Annotated in this window: 22 protein-coding genes and 1 pseudogene; 12 read left to right on the top strand and 11 right to left on the bottom strand. The window is 53.2% G+C overall.

Translation table 11 applies throughout. From position 1 onward, the window contains the following. Positions 1-13 precede the first annotated feature (13 nt). Positions 14-787, top strand: a complete 774-nt coding sequence (locus tag HV127_RS00115) for a transporter substrate-binding domain-containing protein (RefSeq protein ID WP_182234296.1) — start codon at positions 14-16, stop codon at positions 785-787. Between the two features lie 38 nt (positions 788-825). Here the strand turns inward: HV127_RS00115 and HV127_RS00110 are convergent, their stop codons facing one another. Further along, positions 826-1,746 carry a LysR substrate-binding domain-containing protein gene (locus tag HV127_RS00110; RefSeq protein ID WP_182234294.1) on the bottom strand — a complete coding sequence of 307 codons (921 nt, stop codon included), beginning with the start codon at positions 1,744-1,746 and terminating at the stop codon, positions 826-828. A 145-nt stretch (positions 1,747-1,891) separates the two neighbouring features. On the opposite strand from HV127_RS00110, the gene HV127_RS00105 reads away from it, so the two are divergent. Together HV127_RS00105 and HV127_RS00100 are read left to right on the top strand one after the other, a co-directional pair. Beyond that, entirely contained in the window at positions 1,892-2,668 is a 777-nt protein-coding gene (locus HV127_RS00105) for an SDR family oxidoreductase (RefSeq protein WP_182240503.1), read from the top strand. A 65-nt stretch (positions 2,669-2,733) separates the two neighbouring features. Then, positions 2,734-3,927, top strand: a complete 1,194-nt coding sequence (locus tag HV127_RS00100; RefSeq protein ID WP_182234292.1) for an MFS transporter — start codon at positions 2,734-2,736, stop codon at positions 3,925-3,927. Here the strand turns inward: HV127_RS00100 and HV127_RS00095 are convergent. Continuing rightward, positions 3,924-4,826: a LysR family transcriptional regulator gene (locus tag HV127_RS00095; protein ID WP_009652525.1), complete on the bottom strand. Its 903-nt coding sequence runs from the start codon at positions 4,824-4,826 to the stop codon at positions 3,924-3,926. The genes HV127_RS00100 and HV127_RS00095 overlap by 4 nt on opposite strands. Positions 4,827-4,962: 136 nt before the next feature. Here HV127_RS00095 and speB (HV127_RS00090) point away from each other — a divergent pair, with 136 nt between their 5' ends. From speB (HV127_RS00090) to HV127_RS00065, 6 genes are all read left to right on the top strand, one after another. Then, positions 4,963-5,934, top strand: coding sequence for an agmatinase (gene speB / locus HV127_RS00090; protein WP_182234290.1), 972 nt, complete (start codon positions 4,963-4,965; stop codon positions 5,932-5,934). Positions 5,935-5,949: 15 nt separating this feature from the next. Then, entirely contained in the window at positions 5,950-6,765 is an 816-nt protein-coding gene (locus HV127_RS00085) for an ABC transporter substrate-binding protein (RefSeq protein WP_182240501.1), read from the top strand. Between the two features lie 228 nt (positions 6,766-6,993). Beyond that, complete coding sequence (locus tag HV127_RS00080; protein WP_009652557.1) at positions 6,994-7,275, top strand: PTS sugar transporter subunit IIB; 282 nt, start codon at positions 6,994-6,996, stop codon at positions 7,273-7,275. 3 nt (positions 7,276-7,278) lie between these two features. Then, on the top strand, positions 7,279-8,643 hold the full coding sequence (locus HV127_RS00075; protein ID WP_181485235.1) for a PTS transporter subunit IIC: 1,365 nt from the start codon (positions 7,279-7,281) through the stop codon (positions 8,641-8,643). Continuing rightward, complete coding sequence (locus tag HV127_RS00070) at positions 8,640-9,095, top strand: PTS sugar transporter subunit IIA (protein WP_182234288.1); 456 nt, start codon at positions 8,640-8,642, stop codon at positions 9,093-9,095. Before HV127_RS00075 ends, HV127_RS00070 begins: the two co-directional genes overlap by 4 nt. A gap of 50 nt (positions 9,096-9,145) precedes the next feature. After that, positions 9,146-9,472, top strand: coding sequence for a hypothetical protein (locus HV127_RS00065; RefSeq protein ID WP_004853397.1), 327 nt, complete (start codon positions 9,146-9,148; stop codon positions 9,470-9,472). Positions 9,473-9,493: 21 nt separating this feature from the next. On the opposite strand, the gene HV127_RS00060 is transcribed toward HV127_RS00065, so the two are convergent. The 8 genes from HV127_RS00060 to speB (HV127_RS00025) form a co-directional block, all read right to left on the bottom strand. Continuing rightward, positions 9,494-10,288: an SDR family oxidoreductase gene (locus HV127_RS00060; protein ID WP_182234286.1), complete on the bottom strand. Its 795-nt coding sequence runs from the start codon at positions 10,286-10,288 to the stop codon at positions 9,494-9,496. Positions 10,289-10,362: 74 nt separating this feature from the next. After that, positions 10,363-11,295, bottom strand: coding sequence for a glyoxylate/hydroxypyruvate reductase A (locus HV127_RS00055; RefSeq protein ID WP_182234283.1), 933 nt, complete (start codon positions 11,293-11,295; stop codon positions 10,363-10,365). 5 nt (positions 11,296-11,300) lie between these two features. After that, positions 11,301-12,029 (bottom strand): class II aldolase/adducin family protein, encoded by a 729-nt coding sequence (locus tag HV127_RS00050; RefSeq protein ID WP_182234281.1) that lies wholly within the window; start codon positions 12,027-12,029, stop codon positions 11,301-11,303. After that, positions 12,030-13,550, bottom strand: coding sequence for an amino acid ABC transporter permease/ATP-binding protein (locus HV127_RS00045; protein WP_182234279.1), 1,521 nt, complete (start codon positions 13,548-13,550; stop codon positions 12,030-12,032). It abuts the gene before it with no gap. A gap of 24 nt (positions 13,551-13,574) precedes the next feature. Beyond that, on the bottom strand, positions 13,575-14,378 hold the full coding sequence (locus HV127_RS00040) for an ABC transporter substrate-binding protein (protein WP_182240499.1): 804 nt from the start codon (positions 14,376-14,378) through the stop codon (positions 13,575-13,577). A gap of 9 nt (positions 14,379-14,387) precedes the next feature. Then, positions 14,388-15,464 carry an isopenicillin N synthase family oxygenase gene (locus HV127_RS00035; protein WP_182234277.1) on the bottom strand — a complete coding sequence of 359 codons (1,077 nt, stop codon included), beginning with the start codon at positions 15,462-15,464 and terminating at the stop codon, positions 14,388-14,390. 15 nt (positions 15,465-15,479) lie between these two features. After that, positions 15,480-16,325, bottom strand: a complete 846-nt coding sequence (locus HV127_RS00030; protein ID WP_182234275.1) for a TIM barrel protein — start codon at positions 16,323-16,325, stop codon at positions 15,480-15,482. A 10-nt stretch (positions 16,326-16,335) separates the two neighbouring features. Further along, positions 16,336-17,286, bottom strand: coding sequence for an agmatinase (gene speB / locus HV127_RS00025; protein WP_182234273.1), 951 nt, complete (start codon positions 17,284-17,286; stop codon positions 16,336-16,338). Positions 17,287-17,401: 115 nt separating this feature from the next. On the opposite strand from speB (HV127_RS00025), the gene HV127_RS00020 reads away from it, so the two are divergent. The 3 genes from HV127_RS00020 to HV127_RS00010 all read left to right on the top strand — a co-directional run bounded on the left by HV127_RS00020 (position 17,402) and on the right by HV127_RS00010 (position 20,684). Then, entirely contained in the window at positions 17,402-18,313 is a 912-nt protein-coding gene (locus HV127_RS00020; protein WP_182240497.1) for a LysR family transcriptional regulator, read from the top strand. Between the two features lie 293 nt (positions 18,314-18,606). Further along, entirely contained in the window at positions 18,607-19,011 is a 405-nt protein-coding gene (locus HV127_RS00015; protein ID WP_182234271.1) for a hypothetical protein, read from the top strand. Beyond that, on the top strand, positions 19,008-20,684 hold the full coding sequence (locus tag HV127_RS00010) for a cell envelope biogenesis protein TolA (RefSeq protein WP_182234269.1): 1,677 nt from the start codon (positions 19,008-19,010) through the stop codon (positions 20,682-20,684). The genes HV127_RS00015 and HV127_RS00010 overlap by 4 nt, the downstream gene beginning before the upstream one ends. A 373-nt stretch (positions 20,685-21,057) precedes the next feature. Here the strand turns inward: HV127_RS00010 and HV127_RS00005 are convergent. Further along, positions 21,058-21,211 (bottom strand): annotated as a pseudogene (locus HV127_RS00005) (integrase arm-type DNA-binding domain-containing protein); the annotation flags it as partial. Positions 21,212-21,438 lie beyond the last annotated feature (227 nt).

The raw sequence follows: 21,438 nt of genomic DNA, 5'->3' as shown, positions 1-21,438 counted from the left end.
CAAGGATAAAAAGATGAAGTTGAAGTCAGGTATTGCTTTCGTCATTGCTGCCGTCGCCTTTGGCGCTGAGGCGCGCGATATGAACAGCATTCAACAAAGCGGCGAGCTGAAAGTAGGTGTGCCGGGAGACTACGCGCCGCTGGCGTTTCATAATAAAGCCGGGGAGCTGCTGGGCTACGACGTTGATATGGCGAAAGATCTTGGCAAGCGGCTGGGCCTGAAGGTGAGCTTTGTGCAGACCAGCTGGCCGACGCTCTCCGCTGACCTGAAGGCCGATAAGTTTGATATCGCTATGGGTGGGGTGACACAAACCCCGGCGCGGGCAAAAGATTTTGCCCTAAGCCTGCCGGTGGTACCGAATGGTAAAATTGCGCTGGCTAACTGCGCGGCGGCCCCCGCGCTTGGCAGCCTGGAGAAAATTGACCAGCCGAATGTGAAGGTGGTTGTGAATCCGGGCGGCACCAACCAGAGCTTTGTTGATGAACATATCAAGCATGCGCAGATTATTCGGGTGAAAAACAATATCGATAACCTTGAAGCGCTGCGGCAGAAAACGGCGGATATGATGGTGACCGACCTGATCGAAGGGGTCTATTACCAAAGCAATGAGCCGGGCGTTTTTTGCGTAGCCAACGAGACGCCGTTCGCCGGAACCGCCAGTTTCAAAGTCTATATGATGAACAAAGACAACCCGCAGCTGCTGGAGAAGGTTAACCAGTGGCTGGAGAGCCAGGACAAAAATGTGCTCAAACAGAAATGGCGGATTCATGATCAGGTGAAATCCTGATTCACTAAAGGTTTTCTATGTGGTGTCCGAGGCAGAAATCAGCGGTTCTGATTTTCTGCCCGTACGTCGGCGAGCAGCCATTCATAAAATACCTTCACTTCCGGGCGCATCACCGCGTGCTGCGGCGTGACGATATAATAAGACCACGTTAGCGGCCAGCGGTTATCAGGATGTAGTTGAACCAGTTGGCCAGTGGCGAGCAGTTGCCTAACCAGCGCATGGCGCACAATAGCGACGCCGCGCCCGCTAAGGGCGGCGAGAATGACTGCCGAGGTTGAATTAATATGTAGACCGCTATCGCGAGGGGCCGGGGCCTGAGCTGCCGTCAGCACATCCTCCCACGAAGGGAAGCTGGCGCCGGGATGCGGCGTATCATCATGAATCAGCTTTTGCTCCGCCAGCCAGTCGCCGCAGGTGATTTTCCCCGGCGGAACAATTAGCGGGCTGCATACCAGCACCGCCTCTTCATCCATCAGCCAGGTTTTATCGACGCCGGACCAGTCGCCGCGTCCGCAGCGAACCCCCAAATCCGCTTCGCCGTGGGAAACATCCATCAGCTTTTCCGTGACGTTGAGGCGCAGGTCGATATTTTCATAAGCCTCAGAGAAGCAGTTTAAGCGCTCCATCAGCCAGTTCATCATCAACACCTGCGAGGCGGTTATCACCACCACGGAGCGTGCCCGGCGACCGCGAAGCTTGTTCAGTCCGCTCTCGAGCTTATCCAGCCCGAGGGTAATATCCTGCAGCGCTTCCTGCGCCTCACTCACCAGGGTCAGACGTTCCTTGCCTGCCCGGGTGCGGTGCAGCAGCGGGTGGCCGACCCAATCTTCCAGCGCCCTGACTAACTGCCCGACGGCGGCGGGCGTCACGCCCAGTTCCCGGGCCGCGCCGGTAAAGCTGCCGTGGCGGGCGGCGGCTTCAAAAGCATGCAGCCATTTCAGTCGGTTAAGCGAGCGCATGGTGGATATTCCTCGGTCATTTTGTACTTCAGTATATCTCATCAAGATAGATTTTCTTTGTTGCAGTGCTATTTCTTCTCATTCGTCAGCGTGACTCAAGACAGGCATGCTTGGGCCACACAAATCAAGCGTGAAGAGGTTAATGATGAACACCGTATTTACTGGGAAAAAGCTGTTAGTGGTCGGTGGGACCAGCGGCATGGGGCTGGCGACGGCCAAACGGGTGATTGAGAACGGCGGCAGCGTGGTGCTGGTGGGCAATCGCCAGGAGAAAGCGGAGCAGGCGCGGCAGACGCTGGCGGCCTACGGCAAGGTGGATATTATCGTTGCCGACCTGATGACCGAAGCGGGTATGCAGCAGGTCATGACGACTATCAACGCCGAGCATCGGGATATCAGCCTGCTGGTTAACGCCGCAGGCGTCTTCTTCCCGAAACCGTTTATTGAACATGAAATGGCCGATTATTATTTGTATATGAATCTCAATCGGGCGACCTTTTTTATCACCCGCGAAGTGGTGCGCAACATGCTGGCCGCCGGTATCAAAGGCGCGATTGTGAATATTGGCTCAATGTGGGCGCAGCAGGCTATCGGCGCGACGCCGTCATCGGCCTACTCAATGGCGAAGGCCGGACTGCATGCGCTAACCCAAAATCTGGCGATTGAGCTAGGTAGCAGCGGTATTCGCGTCAATGCGGTATCCCCGGCGGTGGTATATACGCCGATTTATGAAGGCTTTATTGCGAAAGAGGAGGTGAAGACGGTGATGAATAGCTTTGACAGCTTTCACCCGATTGGCCGCGTTGGCACGCCTGAGGATATCGCGCAAACCGTGGCGTTCCTGCTCAGCGATAGTACCGGTTGGGTGACCGGTGCGGTATGGGATATTGACGGCGGCGTGATGGCTGGTCGTAATGCCTGATTACGTTCATTATGTCATCAAGACTGTTGGCATAAATAAAAACGAATTCAGGGTAACGAAAATCAATGAGCGCTGAGACAACGCTGCCGGTCGCGCAGCAAAACCGGAATATCGTCCGTCTGGCCACGGCGCAGGCGCTGGCGGGAGCGAACTCGGTGGTGTTTTACGCCACCGGGGCGATCGTGGGGAACGCGATTGCGCCGAATCCCACGCTGGCGACGCTGCCAATCACCATTTTTGTGCTGGGCATGGCGGCCTGTATTTTACCGTTTGGTGCGCTGGCCAGAAGGCGTGGGCGCAAAACCGTCTTTATGACAGGCACCGGGGCCGGTGTTTTGACCGGGCTACTGGCGGCGCTGGCGGTGGTTATTGGCTCATTCTGGCTATTCTGTATCGCGGCCTTTTTCGGCGGAGCCTACGCCGCAGTGGCGGTGTCGTTCCGCTTTGCCGCCACCGATGGCGTCAGCGGCGAGCGCCGCGCGCGGGCGCTCTCCCTGGTCATGGGCGGCGGGGTGGCCGCTGGGGTCATCGGGCCGATGTTGGTCACCGGCACCATGAATCTATGGCCGCCGCACACCTTCGCGATGACCTTTATCGCGCAGGGGCTGGTGGCTGCGGTATCGGCGCTGGTATTGCTGGGGGTAAAAACCGCCGAGCCGGTGGCGCAGGCAACATCCGGCGGCCGTCCGCTGGGCGAAATTGTGCGCCAGCCGGGATTTGCCCGCACGGTGTTCAGCGGCGCAATCTCCTATATGGTGATGAACTTCCTGATGACCGCCGCGCCGCTTTCTATGCATATGCACGGTATCTCGCAGCAGGCGTCAAACCTCGGGATTCAGTGGCACGTTATTGCCATGTACGGGCCCGGATTTTTCACCGGTAAATTAATCAATCGATTCGGAGCCCGGTGTATTAACGCGGCTGGGTTAATTCTGCTGGTGCTGTCGGTGATGGTCGGCCTGGCGGGTATCGACGTAATGCACTACTGGCTGTCGCTGATCCTGTTGGGTATTGGCTGGAACTTTGGCTTTACCGGCGCGTCGGCGCAGATTATGGATTTCCATCGTCCGGAAGAGAAAACCCAGGTGCAGTCGCTGAATGATTTTATTGTTTTCGGCGTCATGATGATTGGCTCTTTCTCCTCCGGTGCGCTGATGAACCTCTTTGGCTGGAACGCCGTGCTGTGGGGATCGCTGGTGCCGATTGTCATCGCGCTGCTTGCGTTGCTGGTCGGCGGACGAGCAACGAAACGGGCCTAATTTTTGCGTGATTTAACGCCAGCACGCACGGCGTCTCGCATTGAGCGAATTAAGGTTTCTTTGCTGCGACCCCGGCGGAAAATCAGCGAGAAGGGAGCCTGATAGCCATATTCTGTTGGCAGCAGGGCGCGCAGCTTTTGCGATTGCACCCAGGGCAAAGCGTAGTGTTCCGGCAGATAGCCGACGTATTTGCCAGACAGAATCAGCATCAGTTGCGCTTCCATACTTTCTGCACTCGCGACGCTCTGCTTAAAGCCTTTGCGCCCTAAATCGCTGCTGCTCCAGTAGCTGCGGGTGACCATTCGCATCTCGGAAATAAGCGCTTCCGTCGGGTGCTTAACGGTAAACAGAGAGTGTTTGTCACCGCAATAGAGCCAGTTTTGTTCGCGATAAAGTGGGTGAGACACCACGCTATTGGCCTGTAAAGAGAAGGTGCCCACGGCGAGATCCAGTTCATTATTCAGTACGCCCTGCAAAAGCGCGTTCGGGCTTCTGACCTGTAAATTAATATGCACCAGCGGGAAGCGCTCGCTAAACGTGGCGATGATTTCGCTCATCGGCAGCATCGGGTCGGTAATCGTCGAGTCAATTACGCCAAGATTAAAAATCCCGGTCTGCTCGCCGCGCAGCGTCGCCGTATTGCGCTCAAAATCCTCCATCGAATTCAGCAGGTCGATGCTTTGCTGGAGGACGGTTTCCCCTTTTTCGGTCAGAGAAAAACCGCCTCTACCGCGACGACATAGGGTGATGCCGAGCTTCTCTTCCAGTTCACTCATATAGTTGCTGATAGCCGAAACCGTCAGGTTAAGTTCCTGCTGCGCATTGGCAAAGCCCTGATATTTCGCCACGGTAATAAAAACGTGTAGCAGCCGCAGATTCGGAAATTTTCCAACTGACATAAAGGGGATGCTCCGCTGTAAGCCCCGGGTTTTGTTTTTATTTTTCTAAACTAATTTTTTGCTTTTGACTATTTTTTCTCTCATCCGCGTTCAGCAGTATGTCTTCATCGCCCCGAAAAGCCCTGGAGACACAGCAATGACATCCTTAATTGAACATGAATACCCGCAGCCGCAGGATGGCGAAATTCCACGTTTTAGTGGATTACCGACCTTTTTCCGTCTCCCTTTTGCGCCACAGGCCGCCGACCTGGATATCGGCGTGGTAGGCGTGCCGTGGGACGGCGGAACCACCAACCGTGCGGGGACTCGCCACGGGCCACGCGAGCTACGCAATGCTTCAAGCCTGGTGCGTCGAGTCCACCAGACCACCCGCCGTTCTCCCTACGATTACGCCCGCGTGGGCGATCTGGGGGATGTGCGTATCAATCCGATAGATATGCAGGACAGCCTGGCGCGCATTGAAGCATGGTATCGCGCCCTTGATGAGCAGCAGGTGATGCCTCTAACGGCTGGCGGCGACCATCTCACTACGCTGCCGATTTTACGCGCACTTGGGCGGAATAAGGCGTTGGGGATGATCCATTTTGATGCCCACTCGGATACTAACGACAGCTATTTCGGCGGCGAGCGCTTTACCCACGGTACTCCGTTTCGTCGTGCGGTAGAAGAAGGCGTTCTCGACCCGCAACGCACGGTGCAAATCGGCATCCGCGGAGCACTGTTTTCCGCCGATGAGCACCGCTGGGCGGAGGAGAACGGTATCACCATCATCCGTATGGAGCAGGTGGACGAGCTGGGTATCGACAAGGTGATGCGGAGGGCGCGTGAGATTGTTGGCGAGCAGCCTACCTATATCAGCTTCGATATCGATGTGTTGGATCCGGTCTATGCGCCTGGTACCGGAACGCCGGAAATTGGCGGTATGACCACGCTGCAGGCCCAGCGCTGCGTTCGTCAGCTTGCTGGATTGAATCTGATTGGTGCCGACGTGGTGGAAGTCTCGCCGCCCTTTGACCAGGGCAATCTGACCAGCCTGACCGGCGCGACCATGATGTTTGAACTCCTGTGCCAGCTTGCCGACGCCCATCATCGGCGTATTTCTCAATAACAGCGGAGAATTATGATGAAAAGAAATCTCTCATTGCGCTATCTCGCTACCGTGTTGGTTCTGGCATCAGGCCTTGTTACGGCGGCCAATGCGGCGGATGCGACTCTGTCGCCGGGAAAACTGAAAATAGCGATGGAAGTCGCCTACCCGCCTTTTGAATCCTGGCAGGATGACAAAATCGTCGGTTTTGATGCTGAACTGGCGGCGTTATTAAGCCAAAAAGCGGGCCTGACGCTACAACTGGTAGATACCAAATTTAGCAGCTTGATCCTCGGCCTGAGCGGGGGACGCCAGGATGCGGTGATCTCTGCGCTCTATATTACGCCGGAGCGTACCCAGCAGGCGGATGCGATCCCTTATGCTAAAACCGGGGCCTATATCATGGTGCGCAGCGATAGCAAAGTTGCGCCGCAAACGGAAAACGAACTTTGTGGCTTAACCATTGGGCTGCAGCAGGGTACATCGTGGGTGAAAAAGCTGCATGAGCTTTCGACGAGCTATTGCCAGGCGCAAGGTAAAGGGGAGATTGAGATTAAAGAGTTCCCGACCGCGCCGGAGACGCTGCAGGCACTGCTTTCCGGCAATATTCAGGCTCAGGTGGATATTGCTGGCGTAGTCAGCCTGTTTACCCAGCGCAGCAAAGGCCGACTGAAGGTCAGTTCCCCGCAGACGATATATCCGCAAACGCTGGGTATTTACATCAAGAAGGGCAACCAGGCGCTGGCGCAACAGTTGACCTCCGCACTGAAAACCCTGCGTGAAAATGGTGAGTACAGCGCCTTGCTGAAAAAATATGCGGTATACGGCATCACCGATGACACGGTGCAGTAGTGTGTAAAAAATATAAAATATACAGATGAACGGACACTGTAATGAGATGTTCATCACATTTTTAGCGTGATTACACATTTGAGTATGATTTAAAATCACTACTTATCAATACCTTACTTTTGACTCTACAATTCATTGTGTACTTAGTGTGTAAAATTACACATTGATCACAATTCATATTTTTCCTGCATGCTTTAATTCCTCTCACCAAAACAGAGAGGATTGCTCATGAAACACATGATGATTTGCTGCGGCGCCGGTGTGGCGACCAGTACCGTTGCGTTAAATAAGCTCCAGGACTTCCTGAAAAAAGAAAATATTCTCGATAAAGTCCGTATTTCCCAGGGAACCGTGGCTGAAGCCAAAACCCGCGACGACGTAGATTTTATTGTTTCTACTTCGCCGGTTGCGCTTTCTATTCCCGTTGTTAACGCTCTGCCGCTATTAACCGGTATGGGTACTGATAAAGTTTTCAGCAGCGTGAAAGAATTAATTCTCGCCGAGGGTTAAGCCATGTTTATTGTTGATTACATTGTAGGTTTAGGGGCATCGGTCATGATGCCGCTAATATTTATGCTCCTCGGTTTGATATTACGCCTGTCGCTGAGCAAAGCATTAAAAGCCGGTTTAATGGTTGGTATTGGTTTTATCGGCTTAAGCATTACCGTTAATCTGATGATCGATTCCCTGACCCCGGTGAGCCATGCTCTGGTGGAGCGTTTTGGTCTGAATCTCAACGTGCTGGACGTGGGCTGGCCTGCTGCTGCAGCGGTAGCGATGGGGACCCGGGTCGGCGCGCTGGTGATTCCAGTGTGCGTCGCGATTAACGTGTTGATGCTGTATACCAAAACCACGCGGGTGCTGAACGTGGATATCTGGAACCTGTGGCATCATGCCTTTACCGGTTCCCTGGTGACGATTATTACCGATAGCCTGTGGCTGGGAATATTTGCCGCTGGTATCAACTGTATTATTACGATGGTGATTGCTGACCGTACCAGTGGTGATGTCGAGAAATACCTGAACTTGCCTTCTATTTCGGTACCGCACGGTTTTTCCGCATCATTTGTCCCGGCCGCGTGGTTGGTGAATGCCATTGTTGACCGCATCCCGGTTATTCGCGATATCAAAATTGATACCGAAGTTATCCAGAAACGGTTATCTATTCTCGGCGATCCGGCCTCTCTGGGGGCAATTATCGGCGCGCTGTTGGGTATTATCGCGGGTATCGAAGTGAAAGCTATTCTGCAAACCGCAATAACCATGGCGGCGGTGATGACCATTATTCCGCGGATGGCGAAAATGCTGATGGAAGGGGTTTATCCGATTAGCGAACGTATTCAGGAGATAGCTCAGTCGCGTGCCGGTTCATTCGGCAAAATCGCTATCGGCCTGGATTCAGCCGTGAGCGTTGGGCACCCGGTGACGTTGTCCGTGTCGATGCTGATGATCCCGGTGATGCTGGTACTGGCGGCGATTATTCCGGGCAACCAGTTCCTGCCGTTCGCTTCTTTGACCGGCCTACCGTTCGCCTTCGTGTTGGTGACGGCGGTTTGTCGTGGTGATATGTTCCGCACGCTGCTGACCGGGCTGTTAACCTTAAGTCTGGCGTTGTTGATTGGTACCAACCTGGCGCCGATTGTCACCAGCACCGCGGTGAGCACCGGCTTCTCGCTGCCGCAGGGGACCACCAGTATTAGCAGCGTGGATTATGCCGGGGCGATGCTGCCGTGGGCGATTATCCAGAGTTTCCATCTGAAAGAGATTGGCGTGGGTATCCTGACGCTGTGCACCATCGCGCTGGTGCTGTGGAATCGCCGTAAACTGGCGCAGGAAAATGAACAGATGGCCGAAGCGAGCGTGGAGGGCGGGAAATGATGTTTAGCGCACAGCGGGTGGTGAAGTTTACCGGGTCCGTCAGTCGGACGGCTTTACTGACCCGCCTGGCAGATAGCCTGCAGGCCGACGGGCTGGTTAAACCGAGTTTTGCCGACGGAGTGCTTGAACGGGAAAAAGTCTATCCAACCGGGATATTTATGGAGACCCATAGCGTCGCCATTCCGCATACCGAGTTTGAGCATGTTAATCAGACCGGTTTTGCAATCGGCATTAACCTGGCGGGGGTTGAATTTCAGCGTACCGACGAGCCTGAAGAGAGCGTTGTCCCACAGATAGTCGTGATGATGGCGATTGATAAAACTTGCGAAAAAGTGGCAATTATTCAATCCTTGTTCGCATTATTGGCCGATCATGATCGAGTTAACGATATCGTGAAAATGACGCCAGAGGAGATTGCAAAAGTGTTCACCGATGCCGTCGTCACGCAGTAAGATAAAATGATGAGCTCAATACGGTGAAGCCGCAACCGACGAGGGACAAGATGTTACGAATCAGCGACGTCATAGAGTTAGCGATGGTCAGTCGTAAAACTATCTATAACGCAATCAACAGTGGCCGGCTGAAATATCAGTTGGTGAATGTTGATAATCGTCAGGTTCGTATGTTCCTCGAAGAAGATGTCTTCGAAGCTTTTCCGAAAACCAACCGTGCGGTGACTCAGGAGCAAGAAGTGCAGGCGCTACGTGAAGAGGTCGCTTCGCTTAAGTTTGCTCTGGCGGAGCTGCAAAAAGCGGTGAACGCCATGGATCCGGAAGGCAAGTACGAAATGACCAGCGTTAAAGAGCCATCTAAAACGCCCGACCGCTAACCTGCGGGCGGGCACGTCTTATCAGACGATGTCATCCACCACGCCGCCATCCACGCGCAGCGCCGCGCCTGACGTTGCTGAAGCCTGAGTCGAGCAGACGTAAACCACCATATTGGCGACTTCTTCCACCGTGGCCGCACGTTGAATCACCGAGCTTGGGCGGTTCGCCATCACGAACTCTTTTGCCAGCTGTTCCAGCGATTTCCCGGTTTTCGCGACTTCATCTTTCATCATCTCAGCAAAGCCATCAGAGATAGTCGGCCCCGGCAGCACGCTGTTGACGGTGACGCCGCTACCGGCGACAAACTTCGCCAGCCCGCGGGCCAGCGACAGCTGAGCGGTTTTCGTCACGCCGTAATGAATCATATCCGCCGGAATGTTACGCGCCGATTCCGAAGAGATAAACACAACCCGACCCCAGCCGTTCTGTACCATCGCCGGTAGCAGGGCGCGAGAAAGACGCACTCCTGACATCACGTTGGTTTGCCAGTAGTTCTCCCAGGTTGCATCATCGGTTTCATAGAAATCCTGCGGGCCGTAAATACCGGCGTTATTGACCAGAATGTCGACTCCGTTAACAGCCTGCACCAGCTGATTGACGCCTTCAGCGCTGCTTAAGTCGGCAATTGCCAGGCGCAGTTTCGCGCCGGGAACCTCATTCTGTAAACGGGCGATGGCCGAGCTCACGCTACGCTCGCTGCGACCATTAATCATCACTTCCGCGCCGCTAGCCGCCAAACCTTTGGCGATGGCGTAACCAATACCGCCAGTGGAGGCGGTGACCAGTGCGACTTTCCCCGATAAATCAATATTCATGCTGATAGCCTTATTTTTTGTCGGACAGACCATTAAGCGTAGCAGCGGATATGAGGCTATTGACGTTTTCGGGATTAATAACCGCTCTGTTTGTTAACAAGATTTTTCAGCGGCAGCGCCTGGTGCAGCCGTTGGATGTTGTCCAGCAGTTGACGGGCAACCACCACCGTTTGCGCGATGGAGGCCATATGCGGGGTGATAACCACTTGCGGATGCTGCCACAGTGGGTCTTCCTGCGGCAGCGGTTCGACGGGGAACACGTCGAGCACCGCGCCGGACAACTTGCCGTTCTCCAGTGCTTCAAGTACGTCCTGATTCACCATATGCTCGCCGCGTCCGCAGTTAATCAGCGCTGCACCGTCAGGTAGTTGCTCCAGTAAAGGGTGGGCAAGGATGCCTCGCGTCTGCTCCGTTAACGGCAGGACGTTGATCAGCGCATCCAGTTGGCCAAGAAATTCGCCAGCCTGAGCATCTCCGTGATAACAACGCACGCCAGCAAGGGATTTTTCACTGCGCGCCCAGCCGGAAACCTTATATCCCAATCCGGCAAGCTGTGCGGCGATATAGCCGCCAATTTCGCCGAGGCCCATGACCCCAACGTGATAATCGGCCGCCGCTCGCTGCGGATAAATCTTCCACGTTCTTTCACGCTGGTGGGCCAGCGCCCGATCAAAACTGCGCTGGAACCACAGCACGCCCCACAAGGCGTATTCAAACATGCCGTGGCGAAAATCTTCGTCAACCACCCGGCAGAGCGGAACGTCGCTGGCAAAAACGCTGGCGGGTAAATGGTCGACTCCGGCTGAGGCGGCCTGGATCAGTTTCAGCTCAGGCGAGCGGGCCAGCAGCTGCGGGTCAGGAAACCAGCAGCTCGCATATTGCGCCTCGCGGGCTGCGGGGTCCTCTGGCAGAACCGCTTTTACTTCCGGGAATAGCGCGAATGCGCTACAAATTTCCTGTGCATACAGGGGGTCGTTACAATCCACGACGATGGTTAATTGAGTCATCAGCATTATCTTTTATAAGAAGTATCAAGACGATCGAGGCGACGTAACCAGGCTTGCCACACCAGCTGGCGTTCATGTTCAACCCCCATTAGCTGCTCACAGGCGTGCTGGCTTAAATGCTCAGGGATTGTATGAATGGGGCTGAGCGGCGCCAACTGTGCAGTAGCCATCTGGATCTCGCAGGCGCGGTTGAGGTAGTACATGATGTAAAACGCATCGGCGACGGTCCGACCGACCGACAGCAGGCCGTGGCTTTGCAGGATCATGGCGATGTTATCGCCGAGCGACTGCTGGATCCGTACACGTTCATCGAGATCGAACGCTACGCCTTCATAAGGGTGGTAGCCGACGCGCCGATAAAACTCGGTACTGATCTGGTTAAGCTGCAGTAGCCCATCTTCACAGGCGGCGACCGCCATTCCCGGCAGGGTGTGGGTGTGGATCACGCAGTGAGCGTCTTCGCGGGCCATATGCACCGCGCTGTGAATGGTAAATCCTGCCGAGTTTGCCGGGGCGCTGCCCTCAACAACTTTGCCCTGCATGTCGACCACGATTAAGTTGCTGGCGGTCACTTCATCGAACATCATCCCGAAGGGGTTAATCAAAAAACGCGGCTCGCCGTCACCGGGCAGGCGTACGGAGAAGTGGGTATACAGCGTGTCTTCCCAGTCGAATAGCGCCGCCAGACGATAGGCGGCGGCCAGCTGCTGGCGTAGCTCCAGTTCAGTTGCCATTTATTGCACTCCCATAAATTCACGAATGCGGGTCAGGGACGGATCGGCGACATCGTGGCGAATGCGCTGCGGCGGCATATCGCTCTGCACCACGCCGTTTTCCATCATCACTACCCGGTCAGAAATTGATAAGGCAAAGTCCATCTCGTGGGTCACGATAATCATCGTCATCCCTTCACGGGCGAGGGACTGAATGACTTTCAGCACTTCGCCAACCAGTTCAGGATCCAGCGCAGATGTGGGTTCATCAAACAGCATGATGTCCGGTTTAAGCGCCAGAGCGCGGGCAATGGCGACGCGCTGCTGCTGGCCGCCAGAGAGCTGGTACGGGTATTTTTCGGCGTGAGCCAGCAGACCGACGCGGTCCAGCAACCACAGCGCCTGTTCCCGGGCGACGGGGCGGTCGAGCAATTTGTGGTAGAGCGGGGCGAGCATCACGTTATCCAGCACCGTACGATGGGGAAACAGGTTGAAGCCCTGGAACACCATGCCGATGCGGCGCACGCCTGCGCGCATTTGCTGTTTATCAACTATGGACGCGCCTTTCAGATAGTCCTCGCCGTAAAGAATGATTTCTCCGGCATCGATGCTTTCAAGGGCGTTAATGGTGCGAATGAGTGTGGTTTTACCGGATCCGGATGGGCCGATGATGCTGATCACCTCGCCGTTTTCGACCTTCAGGTCGATGCCTTTCAGCACGTGGTGTTGGCCCCAGGATTTTTCGATGGCGCGTAAATCCAGGGCCGGTGGGTTACCGCTGGTGGGCTGCGTTTTTTGCGCCTGCACCGGCGGTGTCAGATTCTGGCGCAGGGTTTCGCATTCATCGTCATTGAGCGTTTGCGGGCGCTTGCGCTGAATATCGAGCAGGTTTTCCAGCGCCCGGAACAGCCAGGTAAAGACCGTCACTACCATCACGTAATAGACGGCGACCGCCAGCAGCGTCTCCATGACGAGGAAGTTCTGCGCGTACAGGCGCTGGCCAGTCAACAGCAGCTCCGGCAGTGAAATCACCGACAGAATCGAGCTGAGTTTAATAATGGTGATATATTCGTTTATCAGCGTAGGCAGCGAAATGCGAAACGCCTGCGGGATAATAATTAAGCGCTGAATACCAATAAAGCTAAAGCTTAATGCGTGCCCTGCTTCGCTTTGCCCTTTGGCGACGGAAAGCAGGCCGCCGCGATGGATCTCCGCCATATAGGCCGCTTCGGTTACCGTCATCGACACCAGCCCGGCAATAAACGGAATGCCGAGTAGCGGTTGGGTCATGGGAAATAGCTGCGGCAGGTTATAGACAAAGACCAGTAATACCATCAGCGGTACGCTGCGGAAAAACCAAATATAGAGTTCGACGGGAACCTTTAGCCAGCGCGGGCCGGAGAGCTTGGCGCAGGCTAAAAGAAAACCTAATATCAGGCCAATAAACCAGGACAATGAACTGACGACAACAACGGTTACGCACGCTTGCCAGAATGCCCCAACGCTAAATAATGAGAAAAAGTATCCCCAATCGAACTCCATACCGACTCCTGTTTCTTTATTGTATTAATCAATGCGTTCTAAATTGTATTTCTTGATGATGGCGTCATATTTGCCGTTAGCTTTTAAGGTGGCTAACGTCGATTTAATGGCCTCTGCCAGTTCGGTGTTGCCTTTGGCGATATAAATTCCCAGCGGTAATGGGTATATCAGGCGGCTGGAGCTGATTGCCAGACGACCGCGACTTTTGTCGACAATGATTTGCGCCGCCGGGGCGATTTCTAACTGGGCGTTGATATTTTTCGACATCAGCGCCTGGGAGGCTTCTGGCGCCGTCGGGAATTCCTGGATGCTAATCGCCGGTTTGCCGTTTTTCAGACAATACTCGTCGGAGTGGGTTTTCAAACTGGAAACCCAGGCGGTACCTGCTTGTAACCCCACCTTCACGCCGCATAATTCATCTTCTGTTTTCGGCTGAATAGCGCTGTTTTTCAGCGCAATAATTGATGCGCCGGACAACGCGTAAGGGATGGCATCCGCCTGTTTCTGCCGCTCAGGAGTCACGTACATGCCGGAAATCACCGCATCGTATTTTTTACCAATGCCTAAAATCAGGCTGGTGAACTTCGTGTCGATAAGCTGCGGTTTAGCCTTTAGTTGCTCGGCGATCAGCGCCGCAAATTCCGGGTCGATACCCACGATATTGTTATTGCTGTCGTAAGACTCAAAAGGTGGATAGGTCACCTCCATCCCGACTTTGAATACGCCATCGGTCAGCAGCTCTGCGGCCTGGGTTAGCGGTGAAAAACAAGCGGTGACGGCGATGCATAAAGCCACACGGCGCGAGAGTTTTTTTAGCGTTTTTTTCATCATTTATCCTCACGGGTTATTAACGGATTTTTGCTGTGCTTGTTTTTTCAGATGACCAAAGGTGTTGGTGCCGCGTGCGCGTTCAGGGAGCTGAAGCTCTCCGCGGGTGACTTTCTCGCGCAGGTAGCGATAGGTCTGTAACGCCTGGCTCCACATATGCTCGCCAATGCTCAGCTCCTGATATTCGCTGCCTTCTCCTGCTTCCAGGAAGCTGGGTAACGGGCGAATCAGTGTGTGATAATCGCAGGCGAAAAACAGCGGGAACGAGTAGCGCTCCTGCGGCACCTTACGCACACGATGTGCTGTTGCAACAAATGTGCCAGCGCTCAGCACTTCCAGCATGTCGCCGATATTAATCACGAAAGCCTCTTCCCCGGTCGCGTTCTTCAACGGTGGAGCGTCGATCCAGTCGCTATCTTCATTCAGCACTTCGAGACCCGGCTGGTCGGCGAGCAGCAGGGTGAAGCACTCGTAGTCGGTATGTGCACCAATACCGGGAACATCTTCGGCGCTGGCGTCAAAGGGGTAGTGGATCAGGCGCAGCTTCGAGGGCGGGCAGGTGACCATCGACTGGAAATAGCCTTCCGGCAGGCCAAGGGCGAGAGCGAAGGCGTCAAACAGGCGATGTCCGAGGGCGAACACCGCTTCATAGTAGGCCAGTACTCGGGATTTAAACTCCGGGACATCCGGCCATTCGTTGGCGCCAATCAACGGCGTTTTGGCGATAACGAAAGGGTGATCGTCAGAGGCCTGAAAGCCGATATCGAATGCTTCTTTATGATCGGGCTTGCCGGAGCCGTAGATCTCTTCCCCCTCGGGGACGTAGCCTTTATGACTTTTGGACTGACCGATGTAGTACGCCATTTTGCGTTCCATCGGCAGGGCGAAAATCTGTTTTGCCGCGGCGCGGACTCCGGCGATCAGCTCTGGCGCAATGCCGTGGCCGGTAATGTAGAAAAAACCGACTTCACGGGCGGCCTGACCAATGATGTCGGCCACCGCCTGGCGCTTAGCGAGATCGTCGCAGGTCAGGTCGCTGATATCGATAGTCGGTAATTCAGTGAAAGAACTTTTTGCGGCGGTCATTTCTACCGTTCCTTATTAAGTGAGCGAAGTGAATTCAACAAAATGCTGCTGTTCATGCTGCGCCATCCACGCGTTCAGCGACCATAAGTCGGCCACCGGAACGTTGGTAAACGGCAGATGGTGCAGGTAGCCATCAGGGCCAAATTCCGGCGTGAGCGTGGTTTGCTGGTAGCCGCGCTGGCGCTGCGACTGCCAGATTTGTTGCCAGAAACGCTGTTGGAACTGCAGGGCCGCCTGATATTCCGGCGCTGCCGGATGCGGTACCTGCGGGCCCTGGTCATATCCGGCGCGGGCCTGAATATGGTGTACCCGGTCGATAAACGTGCTGAAGTCATCGCAGGGGTCATCCAGCAGGCGTTCGCTCACCACAATCCAGTGGCTGATATCGGCGGTAAAGCGCAGTTGCGGTAGCTGCTGGATAATCTCCAGCGTTAGCCACGGGCTATATAGCGACGTGGCGCGATGGGTTTCGAAACTGCAGGTCAGCTCATAATCGGCAGCCAGCTCATGAGCTTTACCGAGAAAATCGACCTGCTGCGCCAGCGGCCAGCGATCGTTACCGGCCAGTAGGTTGACGAAGCGCGGATTGAGCGCTTTTGCAGCTGTAAAGCGTTCTTTTAACCGTTCCAGATGCTGGGCTGGCGTTTCGGCCTGGGCCGGAATGACGCCGCCGCCGCTAAATACGATGGCGATATACTGCAACGCCGACTCTTCGATGCGCAGGGCCAGCGTCTGCTGATCTTCTACTGTGAGCGGCACCCGCGCTTCAATGCCGCAGCAGCCGACGCTTTTGAGTTCGCTAACCGTTTGCTGCCACGGGGAGGTGACGCCCCATAGCGTGCGAAAGACGTTGAGCTGCATGGTTTATCCTCTATTCGTATTTTACGCCGGGGAGAACGCAGAGCATCTCGTACAGCAGGTTGGCAGCCAGCTGCGAGGTGTTACCGCTGACGTCATAAGGTGGGGAGACCTCGACCAGGTCGCAGCCAATCAGGTTCAGGCCGCGGCAGCCGCGGACAATCTCCAGCGCCTGAATTGACGTCAGACCGCCAACTTCCGGGGTGCCGGTTCCTGGCGCCCAGATCGGGTCAAGACTATCGATATCAAAACTGAGATAGACCGGGCCATCGCCCATTTGCTGACGGACTTCGGCCATCAGCGGAGTCAGGGATTTGTGCCAGCACTTCTCCGCCTGGACCAGACGAAAGCCCTGATCGACGCCCCATTGGAAGTCACCGGCGGCGTAGCCCTGAGCGCGCTGGCCAATCTGTACTACGCGCTTGAGGTCCAGCAGTCCCTCTTCGACGGCGCGTCGAAAGGTGGTGCCATGGGCGATTTTCTCGCCGAACATTTCATCGTTGGTATCGGTATGGGCATCGACATGAATCAGCCCCACCGGACCATGCTTTTTGGTCAGGGCGCGCAGAATTGGCAGCGTAATGGTGTGGTCGCCCCCCAGGGTCAGGGGAATCAGCGGGAAACTATTTAAACCGGTGTAGTAATCTTCGATGATCTGCACTGATTTAAGCAGGCTATAGGTGTTAATCGGTACGTCGCCGATATCCGCGACCGACAGCGACTCAAAAGGTGCCGCGCCGGTTGCCATGTTATAGGGACGAATCATGACCGACTCGGTACGAATATAGCGCGGTCCGTAGCGTGTCCCGGAACGTTGGGAAGTACCGATATCCAGTGGTATGCCGACAAATGCTGCATCAAGTCCCTGTAAATCTTCGATAAATGGCAGACGCATCATTGTTGCGCGGCCGCCGAAACGCGGCATCTCGTTGCCACCCTGCGGTTGATGAAAGACGTTATCCATTTCAGCTCCTGAATCTGACAAACAAAACTCAACAGGAGGGATAGTGCGAAAGATGTGCTGGACTTTAAATCGTCTGCCGCAAATACTTAGTTCATTTATTCGTGAACTAAATACAATGCCTAACGACGCCACGCTTAATATTCGTCAGCTACAGGTTTTTGAGGCGGTGGCCCGTCTTGAGAGCTATAACCGCGCTCAGCAGGAGTTGGGGATTTCTGTTTCTGCGATCAGCAATGCGATGTCGCAGCTAGAGGGGCAACTTGGTTTTAGCCTGTGCCAGCGCGGGCGCGGTGGCTTTGCCCTGACCGAAAAAGGGCAGCATTTTTTACAGCAAGCGATCCGCGTGCTGAGCGAACTGAACGAGCTGGAGCGCCAGTCGGCGCTGCTGAAGGGTGAGCACAGCGGGACGATTTGTATCTCAACCCTCGACTCCATCGAAACCGAAACCGCACTATCGCTGCCGGTGGTGCTGCGCAGCTTTAGCGATAAGTTTCCTCATGTGCATATCAAACTGATTATCCGTACCCCGGCGGAACAGCTTAATGGCGTACTGAATAACCATATCGATCTCGCCATCGGTAGCTATAACTCGCGGGTGCATAACATCATCAGCGAACCGCTCTATCGCGAGCAGCACTGGCTTTACTGTAGCGACCTGCATCCGATGTTCTTTAGTCGCCAACTCGATAAAAATCTGATCAGCCAGTGTCCGCTGGTGACGCGTAGTTACTGGAACACCAGCGACCTGCGGCGGCGCGGATTCAGCAAGGGGAGCGCCACCGTTGAGACCGTTGATGCGCAGCTGCTGCTGATTTTGTCCGGAAAATATATCGGCTATCTTCCTGAGCACTACGCCTGGCCATGGATTAAAGAGAACCGTCTGCGGGTGCTGTTGCCCAATGAGTTTGGCTTTCAATCACCTTTCTCGGCGATATGCAAACGTGGGCGCAGCAATGAACCCTGGTTGAAGGAGTTCCGTAATCTCCTGAAGAAGAATACGGTGGCCAGACCGAAGTGGCGTGAGTAATGCATGGGGCTCTTTAGAAAGAGCCTGGTCTGATTTGTTTTGCGAAAAAGCCGATTTATATCAGGAATAAAAAAGACAATCCGCTATTTCGTCTTTGTCTTTAAGAAAGGTATTGGATGTAAATATCGCATTGCACCAGGATTATTCCCATCTCTTTTGTGGTTAAAAAACAATCAAATTGTGTGTTTTATCCGAATTGGTATTAAATTCGACTAACAGCATTGTCTATTGGAATTTTTTCTGCTGGAATCGATTGATATATTTTGAATTATTTTATCTAACGGATTATGAAAATGATAAGAAATAGCTTATTGATGGTGGTTTGCATTTCGGTTGGCCTGTTGCAGGGGTGCGCTAATATTAAGAAAGTGGATAGTGCACTAATAAAAAAAGATAATAGTCAAAGCGAGCAGCCCGCTCAGGTTCCTGCTTTACAGCAGTGTATCCAGGATGCGGATGCTCTGGTTAAGCTAGATAGTAAGTTTCAGAAGGACTCCAGCGAGCTGTATGGTTTGATCAGCGATGCTAAGTTTTATGCTTCTGTTTCAGGCCAAACGTCGGCCAGCGTAAAATCAACAATTACTCCGCTTTTTGAATACAAGATAAACGATAAGTGTAATAGTATTTCTCAGAAATTAATTAAAGAGTTTGAAGCCCGGGCAAGAAAAGCTGAACTTAGCAATGGGCTGGCCAGATGACATACCGCAAGGGGAAACTGAATATATACGATCTTAGCACTCTGGCGATTGTATTGGCTCTCTTTACCCTTTTTGTTGCCCTCCCTGCTCATTCTGAGGGGGGAGATTTCCTTGATAGTATATCGAAACTCGAAATAAAAAATCCGTCGGCCTCAGAAGAATCAAATTCGGTTAATCAAGAGAAAGATAATCGCAGTAAAAAAGTGCCTCTGAAGCAGGAAACAGCCAGAAAGAAAATAAATCAGAATAATAAAACTGAAGCTACGATAAATGCCCTTAAGAAACAGAATGCGGAACTGAGCGCTGCGGCGAAAGCGGCTGAGAAAAAAAGGGATGAAACGACACGTGAGCTATCGGCACAGATCGCGGCGCTGAAAGCACAGATTACTCCACAAGACAGCGCCCAGAAAACCAGTCTTGACGCCTTAACGAAAAAGAATGCCGAGCTGACCGCTGCCGTCGAGGCCGCGCAGAAAAAGCTGGATGACACTACCCGCACGCTGTCGGTGCAGATTGCTGCGCTAAAAACGCAGAGTGCTCTAAGAGCACAGAATGCGCAAAGTGAAAATGGACAGAAAAATACCATCAGCGCGTTGACGAAAAAGAACGCCGAGTTGACCGCCGCCGCCGAGGCCGCGCAGAAAAAGCTGGATGAGACTACCCGCACGCTGTCGGCACAGATTGCCGCGCTGAAAACGCAGAATACCCAGGGTGAAAGTCAGCAGAAAGTCGCCCTTGAGGCGCTGACGAAAAAGAACGCCGAGCTAACTGCCGCCGCCGAGGCGGCGCAGAAAAAGCTGGATGAGACTACCCGCACGCTGTCGGCGCAGATTGCCGCGCTGAAAACGCAGAATACCCAGGGTGAAAGTCAGCAGAAAGTCGCCCTTGAGGCGCTGACGAAAAAGAACGCCGAGCTGACTGCCGCCACCGAGGCTGCGCAGAAAACGCGGGATAACACCACCCACTTGCTGTCGGCACAGATTACTGCTGCAGATACGGCGCAGAAAAAATATGATGCTTCGATACTTGCTTTAAACGAAAAAAATCAAAAATTACAGTCAACGCTTGATAGCTTATCTATAAAAGAAAAGGTTATAAATTTTGCTGATAAAAGTAATAAAAATGCCTATGCACTGGGCGTTTTCTACCTCACCCAGGCGCTATCAGATGTGAATAAAATGGCCGACAATGATGTGAAGCTGACACCCTCAGCGTTGGTTTCAGGGTTTAACGATGCTTACAATAAAAAACTTAAAATTAAAGAAGATGAAATAGAGAGTATCGTTAATACTCTTAACGGTCAAATGTCATCAAGATATGTTGATATCGAAAAAAGAATCATGGCCAAAATTAAAGGTAAGAAATATGAAATCTTACCTAATGGTGTTTATTTCGTTGTTGAGAAGAAAGGGAAGGTCCAGTACAAAGCTAACGAGTCTTTGTCTATGAATATACTGGAGAAAAAACTTGATGGTACGCCTATATTGAATACTATGAATTCAACGTTTGTGAACAACAAAGATATTGATCCTCTTATAGGCAAAGTCTTGTTATCAGGTCTCAAAGGTGGGATTGTCACGCTCTATGGTCAGGCAGGATCGCTATATAGTACTCCCCCTACCGAGATTAACCCAGACACGCTAATATCAATTACTTTTGAGTTACAGCCTTAGGTTATTAATAGCAGATTGAGTGAAGAGACATTTTTATATTTTCTTTTCGAGGTCTTGTCGCTGCACTGGTGAAAGTCCTTCAAACCGGAGGCGATCTTAATTCGTTTTCTCGATGTTGATAAAGATTAGCGCTGAAACGGTATTTAATGCATAGCTGGCTGATTATCTCAGGTACCAGACAAATGTCTTCAGGAAAGCGCAAATGTTCGTAGTAACGGTCAGTCAAAAATAGTGGCTTGCGTGAAGGGGAGTCGAACTGAACACGCCGTGCGATCGATAAAGTACCTGCTAACCTTCGCCGTTTAAAAAGCATCCGATGCGTAGCACGGGACTATAAAGCAGAACTGGTAGGAGTCGACATTCGTATTCGTGAGCTTACAGGACTAATGTAGCGAAACTGCCAGATTTTACTACCGCTGGATTTGATGAGCAGCGTCAACCTGTCATCATCCTGTCTGGTAATCGGTATCTTTAGGTTTTGCGGCTTTGATTTCCGAATCCGTTAGCGGCTTGGTTCGTCTTGCCATGGGGTGTCTCCATGCGTTTAGGCCCAACGAAAACAATAGTTCTTTATGTTGGACCTATCAATGGGCCTAAAAAGTTCAGAATAAATTAGTTTGCTTGAGATTTTGCGGAACAAATTGCAGGCACAAAAAAGCCCGCAGGGCTTGCGCCGTGCGGGCTCTTAGGACTTCATCGGATGACTCTGGTAATCACCGATGGAGAATTTTGGTGGGCTGGCGGGAGTTGAACC

This window comes from Klebsiella sp. RHBSTW-00215, assembly GCF_014103785.1.
Lineage (GTDB): Bacteria > Pseudomonadota > Gammaproteobacteria > Enterobacterales > Enterobacteriaceae > Klebsiella.
The sequence above is the reverse complement of the archived record's forward strand: the minus strand, read 5'-3'. Positions and strand labels throughout refer to the sequence as shown.

Coding starts and splice junctions, on each gene's coding strand:
- HV127_RS00055 (WP_182234283.1), bottom strand. CDS start 11,295: ATGACTCAATTAACCATCGTCGTGGATTGTAACGACCCCCTGTATGCA.
- speB (WP_182234290.1), top strand. CDS start 4,963: ATGACATCCTTAATTGAACATGAATACCCGCAGCCGCAGGATGGCGAA.
- HV127_RS00100 (WP_182234292.1), top strand. CDS start 2,734: ATGAGCGCTGAGACAACGCTGCCGGTCGCGCAGCAAAACCGGAATATC.
- HV127_RS00075 (WP_181485235.1), top strand. CDS start 7,279: ATGTTTATTGTTGATTACATTGTAGGTTTAGGGGCATCGGTCATGATG.
- HV127_RS00010 (WP_182234269.1), top strand. CDS start 19,008: ATGACATACCGCAAGGGGAAACTGAATATATACGATCTTAGCACTCTG.
- HV127_RS00070 (WP_182234288.1), top strand. CDS start 8,640: ATGATGTTTAGCGCACAGCGGGTGGTGAAGTTTACCGGGTCCGTCAGT.
- HV127_RS00085 (WP_182240501.1), top strand. CDS start 5,950: ATGAAAAGAAATCTCTCATTGCGCTATCTCGCTACCGTGTTGGTTCTG.
- HV127_RS00035 (WP_182234277.1), bottom strand. CDS start 15,464: ATGACCGCCGCAAAAAGTTCTTTCACTGAATTACCGACTATCGATATC.
- HV127_RS00065 (WP_004853397.1), top strand. CDS start 9,146: ATGTTACGAATCAGCGACGTCATAGAGTTAGCGATGGTCAGTCGTAAA.
- HV127_RS00045 (WP_182234279.1), bottom strand. CDS start 13,550: ATGGAGTTCGATTGGGGATACTTTTTCTCATTATTTAGCGTTGGGGCA.
- HV127_RS00110 (WP_182234294.1), bottom strand. CDS start 1,746: ATGCGCTCGCTTAACCGACTGAAATGGCTGCATGCTTTTGAAGCCGCC.
- HV127_RS00105 (WP_182240503.1), top strand. CDS start 1,892: ATGAACACCGTATTTACTGGGAAAAAGCTGTTAGTGGTCGGTGGGACC.
- HV127_RS00060 (WP_182234286.1), bottom strand. CDS start 10,288: ATGAATATTGATTTATCGGGGAAAGTCGCACTGGTCACCGCCTCCACT.
- HV127_RS00050 (WP_182234281.1), bottom strand. CDS start 12,029: ATGGCAACTGAACTGGAGCTACGCCAGCAGCTGGCCGCCGCCTATCGT.
- HV127_RS00030 (WP_182234275.1), bottom strand. CDS start 16,325: ATGCAGCTCAACGTCTTTCGCACGCTATGGGGCGTCACCTCCCCGTGG.
- HV127_RS00080 (WP_009652557.1), top strand. CDS start 6,994: ATGAAACACATGATGATTTGCTGCGGCGCCGGTGTGGCGACCAGTACC.
- HV127_RS00115 (WP_182234296.1), top strand. CDS start 14: ATGAAGTTGAAGTCAGGTATTGCTTTCGTCATTGCTGCCGTCGCCTTT.
- HV127_RS00040 (WP_182240499.1), bottom strand. CDS start 14,378: ATGAAAAAAACGCTAAAAAAACTCTCGCGCCGTGTGGCTTTATGCATC.
- HV127_RS00015 (WP_182234271.1), top strand. CDS start 18,607: ATGATAAGAAATAGCTTATTGATGGTGGTTTGCATTTCGGTTGGCCTG.
- HV127_RS00020 (WP_182240497.1), top strand. CDS start 17,402: ATGCCTAACGACGCCACGCTTAATATTCGTCAGCTACAGGTTTTTGAG.
- HV127_RS00095 (WP_009652525.1), bottom strand. CDS start 4,826: ATGTCAGTTGGAAAATTTCCGAATCTGCGGCTGCTACACGTTTTTATT.
- speB (WP_182234273.1), bottom strand. CDS start 17,286: ATGGATAACGTCTTTCATCAACCGCAGGGTGGCAACGAGATGCCGCGT.